The organism is Microbispora sp. CA-102843, assembly GCF_050936215.1.
Classification (GTDB): Bacteria; Actinomycetota; Actinomycetes; order Streptosporangiales; family Streptosporangiaceae; genus Microbispora.
In genome coordinates this window covers 3,738,197-3,753,431 of the sequence record NZ_JBNJNF010000001.1, presented here as the reverse complement: position 1 = coordinate 3,753,431, position 15,235 = coordinate 3,738,197, and the positions used below count along the sequence as shown (strand labels likewise).

General features: G+C 73.0%; 10 protein-coding genes. 4 read left to right on the top strand and 6 right to left on the bottom strand.

Translation table 11 applies throughout. The features are described 5' to 3' along the window. Window positions 1-5: 5 nt before the first annotated feature. From ACQEVJ_RS17540 to ACQEVJ_RS17520, 5 genes are all read right to left on the bottom strand, one after another. Window positions 6-1,958: a CehA/McbA family metallohydrolase gene (locus tag ACQEVJ_RS17540; protein WP_433102194.1), complete on the bottom strand. Its 1,953-nt coding sequence runs from the start codon at window positions 1,956-1,958 to the stop codon at window positions 6-8. Window positions 1,959-2,112: 154 nt separating this feature from the next. Next, on the bottom strand, window positions 2,113-3,063 hold the full coding sequence (gene meaB, locus ACQEVJ_RS17535; RefSeq protein WP_433112807.1) for a methylmalonyl Co-A mutase-associated GTPase MeaB: 951 nt from the start codon (window positions 3,061-3,063) through the stop codon (window positions 2,113-2,115). An 18-nt stretch (window positions 3,064-3,081) separates the two neighbouring features. Then, the gene (gene scpA / locus ACQEVJ_RS17530) at window positions 3,082-5,223 is read right to left on the bottom strand and encodes a methylmalonyl-CoA mutase (RefSeq protein ID WP_433102192.1); all 2,142 of its coding nucleotides are present in this window, start codon (window positions 5,221-5,223) and stop codon (window positions 3,082-3,084) included. Next, window positions 5,220-7,046: a methylmalonyl-CoA mutase family protein gene (locus ACQEVJ_RS17525; RefSeq protein ID WP_433102190.1), complete on the bottom strand. Its 1,827-nt coding sequence runs from the start codon at window positions 7,044-7,046 to the stop codon at window positions 5,220-5,222. Before ACQEVJ_RS17525 ends, scpA begins: the two co-directional genes overlap by 4 nt. Window positions 7,047-7,262: 216 nt before the next feature. After that, a complete protein-coding gene (locus tag ACQEVJ_RS17520; RefSeq protein ID WP_433102188.1) occupies window positions 7,263-8,039 on the bottom strand; it encodes a peptidoglycan recognition protein family protein in 777 nt (258 codons plus the stop codon). A 162-nt stretch (window positions 8,040-8,201) separates the two neighbouring features. Here ACQEVJ_RS17520 and ACQEVJ_RS17515 point away from each other — a divergent pair, with 162 nt between their 5' ends. The 4 genes from ACQEVJ_RS17515 (at window position 8,202) to ACQEVJ_RS17500 (ending at window position 13,889) form a co-directional block, all read left to right on the top strand. Then, on the top strand, window positions 8,202-9,320 hold the full coding sequence (locus ACQEVJ_RS17515; RefSeq protein WP_433102186.1) for a DUF5925 domain-containing protein: 1,119 nt from the start codon (window positions 8,202-8,204) through the stop codon (window positions 9,318-9,320). Window positions 9,321-9,649: 329 nt separating this feature from the next. Then, the gene (locus ACQEVJ_RS17510; RefSeq protein ID WP_433102184.1) at window positions 9,650-10,771 is read left to right on the top strand and encodes a C39 family peptidase; all 1,122 of its coding nucleotides are present in this window, start codon (window positions 9,650-9,652) and stop codon (window positions 10,769-10,771) included. Continuing rightward, complete coding sequence (locus ACQEVJ_RS17505; RefSeq protein WP_433102182.1) at window positions 10,768-12,612, top strand: S9 family peptidase; 1,845 nt, start codon at window positions 10,768-10,770, stop codon at window positions 12,610-12,612. Before ACQEVJ_RS17510 ends, ACQEVJ_RS17505 begins: the two co-directional genes overlap by 4 nt. Beyond that, window positions 12,609-13,889 carry a M20/M25/M40 family metallo-hydrolase gene (locus ACQEVJ_RS17500; protein WP_433102180.1) on the top strand — a complete coding sequence of 427 codons (1,281 nt, stop codon included), beginning with the start codon at window positions 12,609-12,611 and terminating at the stop codon, window positions 13,887-13,889. Before ACQEVJ_RS17505 ends, ACQEVJ_RS17500 begins: the two co-directional genes overlap by 4 nt. 23 nt (window positions 13,890-13,912) lie before the next feature. Here the strand turns inward: ACQEVJ_RS17500 and ACQEVJ_RS17495 are convergent, their stop codons facing one another. Beyond that, complete coding sequence (locus ACQEVJ_RS17495) at window positions 13,913-15,172, bottom strand: hypothetical protein (protein WP_433102178.1); 1,260 nt, start codon at window positions 15,170-15,172, stop codon at window positions 13,913-13,915. Window positions 15,173-15,235 lie beyond the last annotated feature (63 nt).

Genomic DNA, 15,235 nt, shown 5'->3' with positions numbered 1-15,235 from the left:
TGTAGTCACAGGCGCGACTCGTACACCGCCCTGGCCTTCTCGATCAGGTCGAGGTGGTCGCGCAACTGGGCACGGGTCCGCAGGCGGGCCCTGACCCTGACCAGCTCGTCGAGCAGGTCGAGCCACCGCAGGCACCAGCGGACGTCCTCCTCCCTGGCCACATGCCGCCCCCGCACGTCCAGGTAGACCGGGCTGGTGTGGGCGTACGCGCGCCCGCGCGGGGAGCGCGGATGGGGGCCGCCGCGGACCACAGCGACCACGTAGGTGGCGTCGGCCACGGACAGCGGCGCGGTGAGCTCGTGGCCCGGCCCCTCGGCGAGCACGCCCGCCGCGGTCCTGATCTCGATGTGCTCCACCTCCGGCCCGACGGCCCTGGCCCGGATCGCGACCGTCTCGCCGCCCTCCAGGGCGAGCGTCTCCCCCGGCCCCCGTCCGTTCACCGTGAGCTCCAGCCAGGGGCCGGTGGTGGCGAACGTGCGGCCCCGGCGTACGGCCTCGGCGAACGACTCGGCGCTGAGCGGCCCGTCCACGCGGGCGTAGACGCGCTCCCAGCCCGGCGGGCTGGAGACCGTGTCCTGGCGGGTGAACGACAGCATGGTGTCGGTCCCGGCGAGCACGGCGAGCCGGTTGCCCGCGCCGACCAGCCTCCGGTAGACCTCGGCGGTCCCCGGCGCGGGCGACAGGTCGCCGAAGTGCAGCACCTCCACTCCGTCGACCAGGCCGAGCGCGGCGTCCACCACCAGGGCGCGTCCGCTGCAGTTCCTGGTCCCGTTCGCGGCCACGTCCTCCGGGGAGGAGACCGGGCCGTGGAAGGGGTGGGCGTACCCGAGCACCGCGCGCGGCTCCCGCAGGTCGCCGCAGACCGCCGCGTTGGGCGGCCAGTCGGCGTCGGCGCCGAAGCCCGTGTGGTAGACGGCGGGCGGCGCGGCCACCCCGAAGACATGGACGTGCCCGAACAGGTCGTTGCGATACTCCACGCCCATCCGGGCCACGTGCCCGGCGTCCGACCACGGCAGGTCGCGTCCGGCCCAGTGCTGGAGCGCCTCCCGGTCGTAGACCCGGTCCCCCGCGACGTTCCCCGCGACGAGGTTGAGCACGTGCAGGTCCTCGCCGAGCTGCGCGACGGCGGCCTCCGCCGGGTCGGCGACCAGGTCTCCCGCCCAGTTCATGTGGACGTGCAGGTCGGCGCCATACCAGCCGTGGGCGGCGGCGTCGTACAGCCGCTGCGGCGCGAGCCCGACCAGCGTCTCCTCCCCCGTCCTCGGGACGACCGTCGTCTCGGCGGTGCCGTACTCCATGCCGCGCGTGACCCGGATCGTGACCGGCTCGCAGGGCACGCCGAGCACGACGTCGTCGCCGTGGAAGAACGGCCTGTCGTCGTTGTCGCGCCGTTCCGGCACTCCCTCCGGATACCACCCCTGGCCGTCTTCCGACGTGACGCTCCACCTGCACGGGAAGCCCGCGCGCAACCGCAGCCGCGCGGCCGGCGCGGGCCGCGCCAGCCTCGACAGGTCCACCCCCTCCCCGTCCACCGTGAGCACGGTCGCGGTCGTCACGTCGAGGAGCTTGGCCCCGCCCGCCGCGATCCCGTACGGCACGCCGTCGGCCGTCACCTCCACCGGGTGCGGAAGCGCGGAGTCGACCAGCAGGATGACGGGCACCGGCCCCGGCGACAGCAACGGCCGGGCCGGGCCGTGCTCCAGGCGGTGGCCGCCCGTGGTCAGCCGCAGCGCCACGAGGCCCCGGGGGACCTCGCCGTCCAGCGTGTCGCGGAACTCCGCGTCGAGGTCCGGCGTGATGCTCATCCGGTCGGCCTCCTCGGGAAACCGGAGGAACGGCATCATCCGGACATATCCCAGCGGCGGCTCTCCCCAGGTGATCCCGTGTGCGGACAGTAACGCGCGATACTCCCGCAGAGCGCGCTCCACCTGCGGCGGCATCATCGGATCGTGGTTCATCGCACCTCCCCGTAATCGAAAGCGGCCACATGGTGGCACGGTTTCGGACCGGGAAAATGTGCAACAGTGCATTCCCGGTCACACGGGTAGCGATCTTTCTCACCCGGGAGGAAAGGTGATCTCCCGAGTGCCATGCGACATGCCCGTGGGCGCCTCAGCCCGGCCTGTCGCCCGCGGGCAGGAAGGCCGCCAGGATGCGGTCGGCGGCCAGCGCCGGGGTGAGAGTGCCGTCGAGGACCTGCCGTTCGACCTCCGGCGCGATCTCCCCTGTGGCGTCGCGGAGCATGGCCAGCAGCCGCTCCCTGACCAGCGCCCACGTCCACTCGACCTGCTGGCGGCTGCGCCTGGCGGCGAGGTCGGCGCCCTCCTGGTGGCGCACGACGTGCCGCCACAGCTCCTCCAGCCCGGCGCCGGTGAGGCCGCTGCAGGTCAGCACGGGCGTGGCCGAGCGCAGCAGCCGCAGCGCCCCGGACAGCTCCCGCGCCGCCTTCCGCGCGGCCATCTCGTACTCGCCGTCGGCCTTGTTGACCGCGATGACGTCGGCCAGCTCCAGCACGCCCTTCTTGATGCCCTGGAGCTGGTCCCCCGTGCGGGCGAGGGTGAGCAGGAGGAAGGTGTCGACCATGTCGGCGACCGCGGTCTCCGACTGGCCGACCCCGACCGTCTCGACGAGCACGGTGTCGTAGCCCGCCGCCTCCACGACGACGATGGCCTCCCGGGTGGCCTTCGCCACGCCGCCGAGCGTCCCGGCCGTGGGGGACGGCCGGATGAAGGCGTTCGGCTCGGCCGACAGCCTGGCCATCCGGGTCTTGTCCCCCAGGATGCTGCCGCCCGAGCGCCGCGACGAGGGGTCCACGGCCAGCACGGCCACCCGGTGGCCCTGCCCGGTGAGATGGGTGCCGAGCGCCTCGATGAAGGTCGACTTGCCGACCCCGGGCACCCCGGACACGCCCACCCTGCGGGCCTTGCCGGCATGCGGGGTGAGCTCGACCAGCAGCCGCTGCGCCATCTCCCGGTGGTCGGCCCTGGTCGACTCCACCAGCGTGATCGCCCGGGCGGTCCACCGCCGGTCGCCCGACAGCACGCCCTTGACGTAGTCCTCAATCACCGATGGCGTCCTCGATCACCGGTGGCCCAGCCGGGCGGACAGCTCGCCCAGCAGTTCCAGGGCCGCGTCGGCGATCACCGTGCCGGGCAGGAAGATCGCCGAGGCACCCGCGGCCCGCAGCTCCTCCACGTCGCCCGGCGGGATCACGCCGCCGACCACGATCATGATGTCCTCCGCGCCGAGGTCGGCGAGCGCCTGCCGCAGCGCGGGCACCAGCGTCAGGTGCCCGGCCGCCAGCGAGGAGACCCCGACCACGTGCACGTCGGCCTCGACGGCCTGCCGGGCGACCTCCTCGGGCGTCTGGAACAGCGGGCCGACGTCGACGTCGAAGCCGAGGTCGGCGAAGCCGCTCGCGATCACCTTCTGGCCCCGGTCGTGGCCGTCCTGGCCCATCTTCGCGACGAGGATCCTGGGCCGGCGGCCCTCCGCCTTGTCGAACTGCGCGCACGCCTCACGGACCCGGTCCGCGGCGCCGCCCACCTCCGCGCGGTACACGCCCGATATCGTACGGATCTGCGCGGCGTGCCGTCCGAAGACCCTCTCCAGCGCGTCGGAGATCTCCCCGACCGTGGCCTTGGCCCTGGCGGCGCTCACCGCGAGCTCCAGCAGGTTCTCCCCGCCCGCCGCGCCCTTCGTCAGCGCCTCAAGCGCCTCGTTGACGGCGTCGGCCGAGCGCTCCTCGCGCAGCCTGCGAAGCTTGTCGATCTGCTGGTTGCGCACGGCCGTGTTGTCGACCTTGAGCACCTCGATCGGCTCGTCGGCCTCGGGGCGGTACTTGTTGACGCCGATCACCGGCTGCCTGCCGGAGTCGATGCGGGCCTGGGTGCGGGCCGCCGCCTCCTCAATGCGCATCTTGGGCAGCCCCTGGTCGATGGCCCGTGCCATGCCGCCGGCCCGCTCGACCTCCTGGATGTGGCCCCAGGCCGCCCGCGCCAGCTCGCGGGTCAGCCGCTCGACGTAGTAGGAGCCGCCCCACGGGTCGATCACCCGGCAGGTGCCCGACTCCTGCTGGAGCAGAAGCTGGGTGTTGCGGGCGATCCGCGCCGAGAAGTCGGTCGGCAGGGCCAGCGCCTCGTCCAGGGCGTTGGTGTGCAGCGACTGGGTGTGCCCCTGGGTGGCCGCCATCGCCTCGACGCAGGTCCGTACGACGTTGTTGAACACGTCCTGCGCGGTCAGCGACCATCCGGAGGTCTGGCTGTGCGTGCGCAGCGACAGCGACTTGGGGTTGCGCGGGCCGAAGCCCTTGACCAGGCGGGCCCACAGCAGCCGCGCGGCGCGGAGCTTGGCGACCTCCATGAAGAAGTTCATGCCGATGCACCAGAAGAACGACAGGCGCGGCGCGAACTGGTCGATGCCCAGCCCTGCCTGGACCCCGGCGCGCAGGTACTCCAGCCCGTCGGCCAGCGTGTAGGCGAGCTCCAGGTCGCAGGTCGCCCCGGCCTCCTGGATGTGGTAGCCGGAGATCGAGATGGAGTTGAACTTCGGCATCTTCTCGGAGGTGTACGCGAAGATGTCGGAGATGATCCGCATCGACGGGTCCGGCGGGTAGATGTAGGTGTTGCGGACCATGAACTCCTTGAGGATGTCGTTCTGGATGGTCCCCGCCAGCTTGTCGGGCGTGACGCCCTGCTCCTCGGCCGCGACGATGTAGAGCGCCAGGATCGGCAGCACCGCGCCGTTCATCGTCATCGACACGCTCATCCGGTCGAGCGGGATCCCGTCGAACAGCTGCCGCATGTCGTAGATCGAGTCGATCGCCACGCCCGCCATGCCGACGTCGCCGGCGACGCGGGGGTGGTCGGAGTCGTAGCCCCGGTGGGTCGCGAGGTCGAAGGCGACCGACAGGCCCTTCTGTCCGGCCGCCAGGTTGCGCCGGTAGAACGCGTTGGACTCCTCCGCCGTGGAGAACCCGGCATACTGCCGGACGGTCCACGGCTGGGTTGCGTACATCGTCGGGTACGGGCCGCGCAGGAAGGGCGCGATGCCCGGGTAGGTCTCGAGAGACGGACCGTCCTCCAGGTCGGCCGCCGTGTAGAACGGCTTGACCGCGATGCCCTCCGGCGTCTCCCACATCGGGGTCTCCCCGGCCTGGCCGTCGGGGATGTCCGCCGCCGCGGCGCCCGACCCCAGGTCAATCTCCGAGAAATCCGGAATCATCGGCTCACTCCCAGATCGTCGAACGTCGCGCGGAGCACCCCGAGCGCGTCGCACCCGGCGTACAGGGTGGCGTCCACCCCCTCATACTCCCCCTTCCCGGCCAGCCAGACCTTGTGCGCCCCGGCCTCCCGCAGCGCCGCGGCGACCGCCGCGGCGTGCTCGCCGTACAGCCGGTCGCTGGAGCACAGGCAGGCCACGGGGGTGCCGCAGTCGCGGAAGGCCGCGGCGATCGCGGCCGGGTCGGTGCCCGGGCCGCTGGTGACGGTCGCGACGCCGCCCGCCGCGAACAGGTTGGCGGCGAACGTCGCCCGCGCGGTGTGCGCGGCGACCGGCCCGATCGTGGCGAGGAACACCGTGGGCCTGCTCGGCTGCGCGTCGGCGAGGTCGCGCAGCGCCTCGAACTCCTCGGCGTAGCGCACCACCGGCAGGCCCCCGCCGGACACACTGCCCGACGTCCCGGCGAGCCCGGGGCCGGGCCGCCGGGACACCGGCCTCTCCTTCAGGTCGGGGAACTCGCTGACCCCGGTGAGCGGGTCGCGGCGGTGGGCGAGGTTGTCCGCGCGCCTGGCCCTGGTCGCCGCCAGCCGCTCGGGGACCAGCCGCTCCAGCGCGGCGGCCATGCCACCGGTCCGCTCGATCTCCCGGAACCACTCCCAGGCCCGGGAGGCGAGGTCGTCGCTGAGCCGTTCCACGTACCACGAGCCGCCGGCCGGGTCGGCCACCCGGGCGACGTTCGCCTCCTCCACCAGCAGCGACTGGGTGTTGCGGGCGATGCGCCGGGCGAACGCGTCGGGCAGCCCGAGGCAGGCGTCGAACGGCTGGACGGTCACCGCGTCCGCCCCGCCCACTCCGGCCGCGAAGCAGGCCACGGTCGTGCGCAGCATGTTCACCCAGGGGTCCCTGACCGTCATCATCGCCGAGGAGGTGACCGCGTGCTGAAGCTGCCGGCCCGGTGCCCCGGCGACCCCGGTGACCTCGGCGACCCGCGCCCACAGCCGCCGGGCGGCCCGGAGCTTGGCGATGGTGAGGAACTGGTCGGCGGTCGCGGCGTAGCGGAACTCGAGCTGCCCGAACGCCTGCTCGGCCGTCAGGCCCGCGCCGGTCAGCGCCCGCAGGTAGGCGACGCCGGTCGCGATCGAGCAGCCCAGCTCCTCGGCGTCGGCGCCGCCCGCGTCGTGGTACGGCAGGGCGTCGACGGTGATCGCCCGCAGGCCGGGGTGGTCCGCGGCGCAGCGGCGGGCGAGGGCGACGGCCCCGTCCAGGCCGGCGCTGTCCGAACCGGTGGCCTCGCCGGTGCGCGCGGCCAGCCCGATGGGGTCGGCGCCGAGGTTGCCGCCGGGCAGCGCCACCCCGCCGGCCAGGCGTAGGAAATGCTCCGCCGCCTCCGCCGTACGCGGGCCGGCGTCGAGGACGACCGGGGCGAGGTCGAGCAGGACGCCGTCGAGCACGGCCGGCAGCGCGGCCGGGTCGATCGCGTTCAGGTCGAGCCACAGGGACGTGACGCCGTTCTCCAGGTCGGCGTGGATCGCCTCCCGGCTCGCGGCCGGATCGGGGTCGGCGTGCCGCTGGCGCACGTCCCACGCGCCCGGCGCGCGCGCCGTCCGCGGCGCGGCCGGCAAGTCGGCGGCGTCGTACAGCGGGGCGACCGCCACCCCGTCGTAGGTCGTGCTGGTCAGGGCGGCCTCGGCCTCGCCCGGCGAACCGTCCCAGCCGGATTTGCGCAGCACCTCGGCCGCGAGAGTCCTCCACTGCTCGCGCGTGGCCTGCGGGAATTCCGCTGCGGGATCCCCGAGATCGTCGAGTTCAACAGGCGGCACCGTCATGAACCGGATGCTAAATGCACCGGCCTGACCGCGGGGCCCCGGGGTCCCGGTCTGTGGACAACGCCGACCGGAGCACGGCCGTGATCTTCCTCAGCATTGTGATCTCGGTCATGGGCGGGAGGGCTGGGACGATGGAGGAAGACGGGCGCGCCGGCCTTCGGCGGCGTGGAGAGCCCAGGCGTCACCTGGTGACCCCGGTTCCCCAGCACCTGGCGGCTAGGACTTGGCGGCGAACGCGGCGTTCCAGGTCTCGGGGCCGACGACGCCGTCCACGTCGAGGTGCCTGTCCTTCTGGAACCTGCGGCACACGTCCTGGGAGTCCGGCCCGTACGCGCCGTCCACGACGATGTCGTAGCCGAGCGCCTTCATCCGGGCCTGCCAGGTGCGCACGTCGTCGCCGCGCATCACGGGCGGATACCTGAGCAGGCGGCCGGGCCACTTCTGCGTGGGCTCCGGTTCGGGATCCGGCTGCGGCTGGGTGGTGCCGGGACGCGGCGCGCCCTTCCTGATCCAGGCGTACAGCGGGTCGCCGGGGCAGTCGGTGGAGTAGCCGTCGCGGTGGCCCTTGATCTCCTTGCCCGCGCCGCCCTTGGCGCGCAGGTACTCGACCGCGTCCAGGATCGCGTGCAGGATGCCGTCGGTCGGCTGGATCAGGCCGGCGTTGCCGACGAGACCGAGTACGGCGTAGTGGCCGGAGTTCAGGCCGGGGCCGTTGGCGGCCGGCAGGTGTCCCGGCCCGCGCCCGACGAAGACCTTGCGATGCGGACAGGCCACCATCGAATAGCCGATGTCGATCCAGCCGTTGCCGTCGATGTGGAAGTTCTGGATCGACTTCACCATCGCCACGCACTTGGCGTGATCGGTGACGATGCCCGGGTCCACCCGGCCGCCGGTGTAGTGGACCTTCACTCCCCGCGTGGAGGCCAGCGACGAGTACGAGCCCCTGGGAGGACGCGCGCCCCATTCAGCGCGGGACACGAGATCGATGGCCACAGTGCTCTCCGTTGAAAACCGTACGACTGGACACCGAGCGTAGCGGTAACGCCCCAGCAGATACTGCCTTTTGCCCATATGAAACTGCTTAAACGGCAAGCAAACTGAATGGGCCCATAAATCCATTCGACAGAGCCGGTCGTACGCCGAGATCATCACTGTATGTCCGTTGTCAAGGAGGTCGACTTCTCTCCTCACTCCACGCCCCCGCCGCCGGTGCCGATGCGGATCTGGCTCGACGACACCGACAGCCCGGCCGACGTCATCGACGCCATGGCGTTGTCGCCGTTCGCGACCGGCGAGCAGCCCTGGTCCCGCACCACCAGCCTCGGCCGGGTGCGCGCCGACGCCCCGCTGACCGCCGAGGGCGGCCGGCTGCTGCGCGTCGCCCAGCACACCGACGGATACGAGACCCGGCTGATCGCGGGCGAGGGATGGACGCTTCGGGTGGTCCGCAGTTCGAACCGGTCGGCGACGCTCACCGCCACGGCGGTGAGCGAGGAACTGGCCGGGTCTGTCCTGGAGCAGGCGACCAGGAACGCGGAGGAGGCGGCCCCCGACGCCGACCACGTGCGGATGGGCTTCTGGTGGAGGTCGAGCCACGGGCCGCACCGCTCCGCCAAGCCCATCACGACCTCCTCCTGGCGGGAGATCAGGAGGAACTACCCCACGGCCACCGTCGGCCGCCTGGACGCCCTCATGGCGACGACCGCGGCCGATGTGACGGGCCGGCTGGTCCTGCTGCACGGTCCGCCCGGCACCGGCAAGACGACGCTGCTGCGCACGCTCGCGCGCGAGTGGGCGTCCTGGTGCCAGGTCGACTGCGTGCTCGACCCCGAGTTGCTGTTCAACGACCCGGGCTACCTGATGGACGTCGCCGTCGGCTGGGACGGCCCGGGCGAGGACGAGGAGCCGCGCTGGCGGCTGCTCGTCCTGGAGGACTGCGACGAACTGATCCGCGCCGAGGCCAAGCAGTCGACGGGCCAGGGCCTGTCACGCCTGCTCAACCTGACCGACGGGCTGCTCGGCCAGGGCAGGGATGTGCTCGTGGCCATCACGACCAACGAGGACCTCAGCAGGCTCCATCCGGCCGTCGTACGGCCCGGACGGTGCCTGGCGCAGATCGAGGTCGGCCGGTTCGACGCCGGGCAGGCGGCCGAGTGGCTGGGCGGCGCGGGTGCCGGCGCGGGCGGCGCCACGCTGGCCGAGTTGTTCGCCCTGCGGGACGGCCGCCCGGCCGCCGCTCCGGAGCCGCCCGCCGACACCGGCCTCTATCTCTGAGGTCCCTACTTCTGGCCCTACTCCTGGGGCAGGGCGAGGCCGAGGACCAGGTCGGCGGGCGGCGGCGCCGACCGGACGCACGGTGACGGCGGCGCTCTGCCGCACCAGGCGGTCGTGCGCCCCCGCGACGGCCTCTACGCAGGCTCCGTGGACGAACACGACATGCACGGCGGTTCCCCTTCCGACGAGGCGGCGCGTGGGCACGCCTACCGATCTACCACAGGCCCTGCGGACGGATCGAGCACGGTCGCCGATGGCGTAGCGTCCCATGTGTCGGATACGTAAACCATCCGATGTGCCAGGTCGGGGCGGTAACAACAATCGGCGAGGTGGTCACCCTGCTGTCGGCCGAACCGAGCCCCGAGGTGAGCCCCGTCGTCCTCCACCGGTGGTCCGTCGAGGCCCGGGAGACGGGGACGGCGAAATATCTGGATCCGTTCGCGCCCGGCGGCGAGCGGGAGTGGCCCTACATCCGCTGGACGTCCCCGGAGCGGGAGATCGGCTTCGCGGCCACCGAACTGGTGCCGTCGTGGACGGCCGTCGCGCCGCCCGGCGCCTGGCTGGAGATCGAGGTTCAGGCGCGGACCGTCACCGGCGCCCTCACCAAGTGGTACGTCATGGGCCGGTGGGCCGAGACCGACGCCGACATCCACCGCACGTCGCTGCCCGGCCAGGGAGACGCCGACGGGGACGTCGCCGTGGACACCTTCGTCGCCGCCCGCCCCGTCACGTCCTACCGCGTACGCGCCACCCTGTACGGCAGCGGCGGCGGCGTGCGTTCGCTCACCGTGATGGCCTCGGCCGTGGGGCAGGCGGGCAGAGGCGGCCCGCCGGGGCTGCGGCCGGTCGAGCTCGACGTGCCGCGCCGTTCGCAGAAGGTCCATGTGGGGCACTATCCGCAGTGGGACGGCGGCGGGGAGTCCTGGTGCAGTCCCGCGTCGTTCACGATGGTGCTGGGCTACTGGGGGCTGGGGCCCGCCCCGGCCGACCTCGCCTGGGTCTCCCCCGGCGACCCGTGCCCGGCGGTCGACCACGCCGCGCGCGACATGTACGACCACAGCTACCAGGGCACCGGCAACTGGCCCTTCGGCGTCGCGTACGCCGGGCGGTACGGGCTGGACGGCTTCGTCACGCGACTGCGCTCGCTGGCCGAGCTGGAGCGGTTCATCGCCGCCGGGATCCCGGTGATCACCTCACAGGCGTTCCGCGATCACGAGCTTCCCGGTGCCGGATACTCCACCGGCGGGCACATCATGGTCGTCACCGGGTTCACGGCGGAGGGCGACGTGATCGCGAACGATCCGGCCGCGCCGGACGACGACGACGTGCGGCGGGTGTACCCGCGCGCGGCGTTCGAGAGCGTCTGGCTGCGCGCCACGAGCAGCGGGGGGATCGCGCACATCGTGCATCCCTCCGGCACTCCGCTTCCAGACTCCGGGGGGAACTGGTGACCATTCGGGCCGTCGACGTCGCGCGGGTGGACGACCGTCCGCTGTGGCTGGAGATCTCGGGAGACGAGGTCTGGTGGGACGAGCCGCGCCCGCGGGAGGGCGGCCGGCGCTGCGTGGTCCGGCGCAGGGCCGACGGCGTGATCGAGGACGTGCTCCCGCAGGGCTGGAACGCCAGGAACCGGGTCATGGAGTACGGCGGGCGGTCCTGGCGGGCGCACGAGGGCCGTCTGGTGTTCACCAACTGGGCGGACGGCCGCATCTACCTGTGCTCCCCCGGCGAGGAGCCGGTCCCGCTCACCCCCGAGGGCCCCGCCCGCTACGCCGACCTCGTCGTCCACGGCGGCGAGGTGTGGTGCGTGCGCGAGCGCGGCGACGCCCGCAGCGGGGAGCGCGACATCGTCGCGGTGCCGCTCGACGGCTCTCCCCTGCGCAGCGTGGCGAGAACCCATCATTTCCTGATGAACCCGCGCGTCTCTCCGGACGGGCGGTCGCTCGCCTGGATCGGCTGGAACCACCCGGACATGCCCTGGGACGCCACCGAGCTCTGCGTCGGCTCTGTGGACGGCGGTCCCCACCGCGTCCTGCTGTCCGGCGCGTCCACCTGCCAGGCCGAGTGGCGCGACGACCAGAGCCTGTACGCCGTCAGCGACCCCACCGGCTGGTGGAACATCCACCTGGTCGGCCTGGACGGCACGACGCGCGACCTGACTCCGGTGCCGCTGGAGTTCGGCGACGCCACCTGGAAGATCGGCGGAACGTTCTTCGCCGTCGCGGACGGGCGGATCGCGACCGTGTACGGAACGGCCGACGAGCGGCGGCTCGGGATCGTCGACACCCCTGTGCCTGCCGGTGCGGCGGCCGGTTCCATCCGCGACGCCGGCGGCGGCTACACCTATTGGGCGCCCGCCCTGTCGGCCCGCGGCTCCCACGTCGTGGGCGTCGCGGCCTCGCCCCACCGGCCGTACGAGGTGGTGCGGGTCGACCTGGACACGGGGGCGCACGAGGTGCTGTCCCCTGGCAAGCCCGTGCCCGAGGACGCCGAGCTGCCCACGCCCGAGGCGGTGACCGTCGAGGGGGTCCACGCGCACCTGTACACCCCGGCGGGCGACGGGCCCGCGCCGTACGTGGTGTTCGTGCACGGCGGGCCGACGAGTTCGGCCCCGCCGGTGCTCGACCTGGAGATCGCGTACTTCACCAGCAGGGGGATCGGCGTCGCCGAGGTCAACTACGGCGGCTCCACCGGCTACGGCCGGGCCTACCGCGAGCGGCTGCGCCACAGCTGGGGCGTGGTGGACGTGCGCGACTGCGAGACGGTGGCGCGGTGGCTGCTGGACAGCGGGCGGGCGCGGAAGGTGGCGATCAGGGGCGGCAGCGCGGGCGGCTGGACGTCGATGGCCGCGCTCGTCCACAGCGACGTCTTCTGCGGCGCGGTGTCCCACTACGGCATCTCCGACCCCGAGCACTGGGCGGCGGAGACGCACGACTTCGAGTCGCGCTATCTCGACGGGCTGATCGGCCCGCTGCCCGAGACCCGGCAGCGCTACGCGGACAGGTCGCCCGAACTGCACGCCGAACGGGCGTCCGGCCCGGCCCTGCTCCTGCACGGCCTGGAGGACAAGGTGGTCGATCCGGCGCAGTCGGAGCGCTTCGCCGCCGCGCTGGCCCGTCATGGACACCGGTGGGCGTACCTCACGTTCGAGGGGGAACAGCACGGATGGCGGCGTGAGGAGACCATCGTCCGGGCCCTGGAGGCCGAGCTGGCGTTCTACGGGATCGTCTTCGGCTTTCCGACGCCCGAGGTTCCACCGCTGACCCTGCGTCAGGGCGAGGAGGTGGCATGAGCGAGGTCGCGACGATCTGCTCGGAACTGCTGCGGATCGACACCACCAACGACGGGTCCGGCGACGGGCCGGGCGAGCGGCGGGCCGCCGAATACGTGGCGTCCCTGCTCGCCGAGGTCGGCATCGAGCCGTTGGTGTTCGAGTCGGCGCCGCGCCGCACCAGCGTGGTGGCCCGCATCCCCGGCGACAGCCCCGACGCGTTGCTCCTGCACGGGCACCTCGACGTCGTGCCCGCCGACCCCGCCGAATGGCGTACGCACCCGTTCTCGGGAGAGATCGAGGACGGCTGCGTGCACGGCCGGGGCGCGGTCGACATGAAGGGCACGCTCGCCATGACCCTCGCCTGGGCCCGCGAGAACGCGCGCAGGGGCGTGCGCCCCAGGCGCGACCTCGTGCTGGCGTTCCTCGCCGACGAGGAGTCCACCGGCGAGTACGGCGCGGGCCACGCGGTCGAGCGGCACCGCGACCTGTTCGACGGCTGCACGGAGGCGATCAGCGAGTCCGGCGGCTTCTCCTGGTATGAGGGCGACGTCCGCATCTACCCGGTGGCCGTCGGGGAGCGCGGCACCGCCTGGATGCGCCTGACCGCCCGCGGCGTGCCGGGTCACGGGTCCAAGCCCGCCGTGGACAACCCCGTCGCGGAGCTCGCCCGGGCCCTCGCGCGCCTCGCCGACCACACCTGGCCGGTACGGCTGACGCCCGAGGTCGCCAGGCTGATCGAGGAGCTGTCGCGGGCGCTCGGCCGGGCGATCGACGTCGACCGGCTGGAGGAGGAGATCGAGCGCATCCCCCGCGCGGCCGCCCTGTTCAAGGGCGTGCTGCGCAACTCCGCCAACCCGACCATGCTCGACGCGGGATACAAGGTCAACGTCATCCCCGGCACGGCCGAGGCCCACGTGGACGGCCGTTTCCTGCCGGGGCAGCGCGACGAGTTCCTGGAGACCGTCGACCGGCTGCTCGGCCCGAAGGTCATCCGCGAGTTCGTCAGCTTCGAGGAGGCCGTCTCCTCCCCGGCCGAGGGCCTGTTCGACGAGCTCACCGCCGCCCTGCGCGCCGAGGATCCCGCCGGCAGGCCGGTGCCGTACGTCATGACCGGCGGCACCGACGCCAAGTGGTTCGCCAGGATCGGCATCAGGGGGTACGGCTTCGCGCCGCTGATGCTGCCGCCGGACCTCGACTACTTCGGCATGTTCCACGGCCTCGACGAGCGCGTGCCGGTCGAGGGCCTGGAGTTCGGCGTCCGCGTCCTCGACCGGCTGCTCGTCGCGCCGTCGTAGAAGTCGCACCGTCGTAGAAACGGTCAGCCCTGGTAGAAGGTCATGTCCACGCCGGAGACGGTGTGGCGGACGAGGGTGAACCCACCCAGGTCGGCATGCGCGGCGACCGCCTCGCTGAGGCAGACGGCCCCCGGCGGGGCGAGGTCCTGGGCCATCTTGGAGGCCTGGTTCACCGGCGCGCCGGCCAGGTCGCGGCCCCCGTCCGGCGTCCGCCCGGACAGCACCGGCCCGCTGTCCAGCCCTACGCGGCAGGTCATCCCGGCTTCGGCCAGGGCGGCGCGCAGCCCCAGGGCGAAGGGCACGGCGGGGCCTGGGTCGTCGAACAGATAGATGGCCAGCGGACCGGCGACCTTGACCTCGACGGCACCCTCCCCGGGCAGGAGGCGCAGCCCGGTCTCCCGCATGCGGGCCGACAGGTCCAGCCCGCGCAGGAGCGTGACCTCCGGAACATCGGCCCCGTCTTCTCCTCCGGCCTCGCCGCGCTCGACCAGGACCACCGTCCGCTCACGCAGGTGCTTTTCCGCGAGCGTCGCGGCGAGCCCGGCGTCCTGCGGGTCGAGGCGCAGCAGGTCCTCGTAGAAGGCCTCCGGATAGGGGATGGGGTACCACCCGTCGGCGGGGGGCGCCGCGTCGCCGGCGCGCGGGCCGTCGAGCACCCGGTAGACGGCGCCCAGAGGACCGTCCTGTCCGTCCTTGCGGCGCAGGACGAAGCCGTGGTCAGCGGGCAGGCGCTCGGCCACCGCCTCCGTGATCGCGATCTCGCCGCCCTCGGTGTCGTTCTCCGCGAGGTGCTCGATCGCGTCGGCCTCTGCGCCGTACAGACCGCCGTCCAGGTCGTAGTAGTCGCCGTGGTGGACGCCGATGCCGACGCGGATCCGGCAGGTGCGCCCGATCTCGTCCTGCGCCCGCAGCAGCGCCGACAGCAGCGTCCCCGCGTCGGTCGAGGCGGGATGGAAGAGCTGTGCGTTGTCGGCCGCCCAGACGCCCACGGCCCGGCCGCCCGCGCCGGTCCCGTACGCGTGCAGGACGCGTTTCGGGCCGTCGATGAGCGCGAGCACCTCCAGCAGGCCGAGGCTCCTGCTCAGCTTCGTCAGCCCGGCCGAGTCGGACACCACGCTGAATCCGGTCGTGACGTGCGAGCCGAGCAGGCGCCGGGCGTCGGCGGCGGTGCGGCCGCTCGCCCGCCACTGCTCCACCAGCGTCAGCGGCAGGCCCGGGGCCGCGTCCCTGGCGAGGTCGAAGGCGCCCGGATCGTGCCGGGCCACGGGGGTTTCGGAGGTCACCCGCGTACGCTAACCGACAGAGAGTCATCAAGCGTGCGCGTTACGTGTCCAAGTTGGGATCCC

Bases quoted from the DNA above. Each gene is read 5' to 3' on its own strand.
- ACQEVJ_RS17540 (WP_433102194.1), bottom strand. From the start codon at position 1,958: ATGAACCACGATCCGATGATGCCGCCGCAGGTGGAGCGCGCTCTGCGG.
- scpA (WP_433102192.1), bottom strand. From the start codon at position 5,223: ATGATTCCGGATTTCTCGGAGATTGACCTGGGGTCGGGCGCCGCGGCG.
- ACQEVJ_RS17525 (WP_433102190.1), bottom strand. From the start codon at position 7,046: ATGACGGTGCCGCCTGTTGAACTCGACGATCTCGGGGATCCCGCAGCG.
- ACQEVJ_RS17515 (WP_433102186.1), top strand. From the start codon at position 8,202: ATGTCCGTTGTCAAGGAGGTCGACTTCTCTCCTCACTCCACGCCCCCG.
- ACQEVJ_RS17500 (WP_433102180.1), top strand. From the start codon at position 12,609: ATGAGCGAGGTCGCGACGATCTGCTCGGAACTGCTGCGGATCGACACC.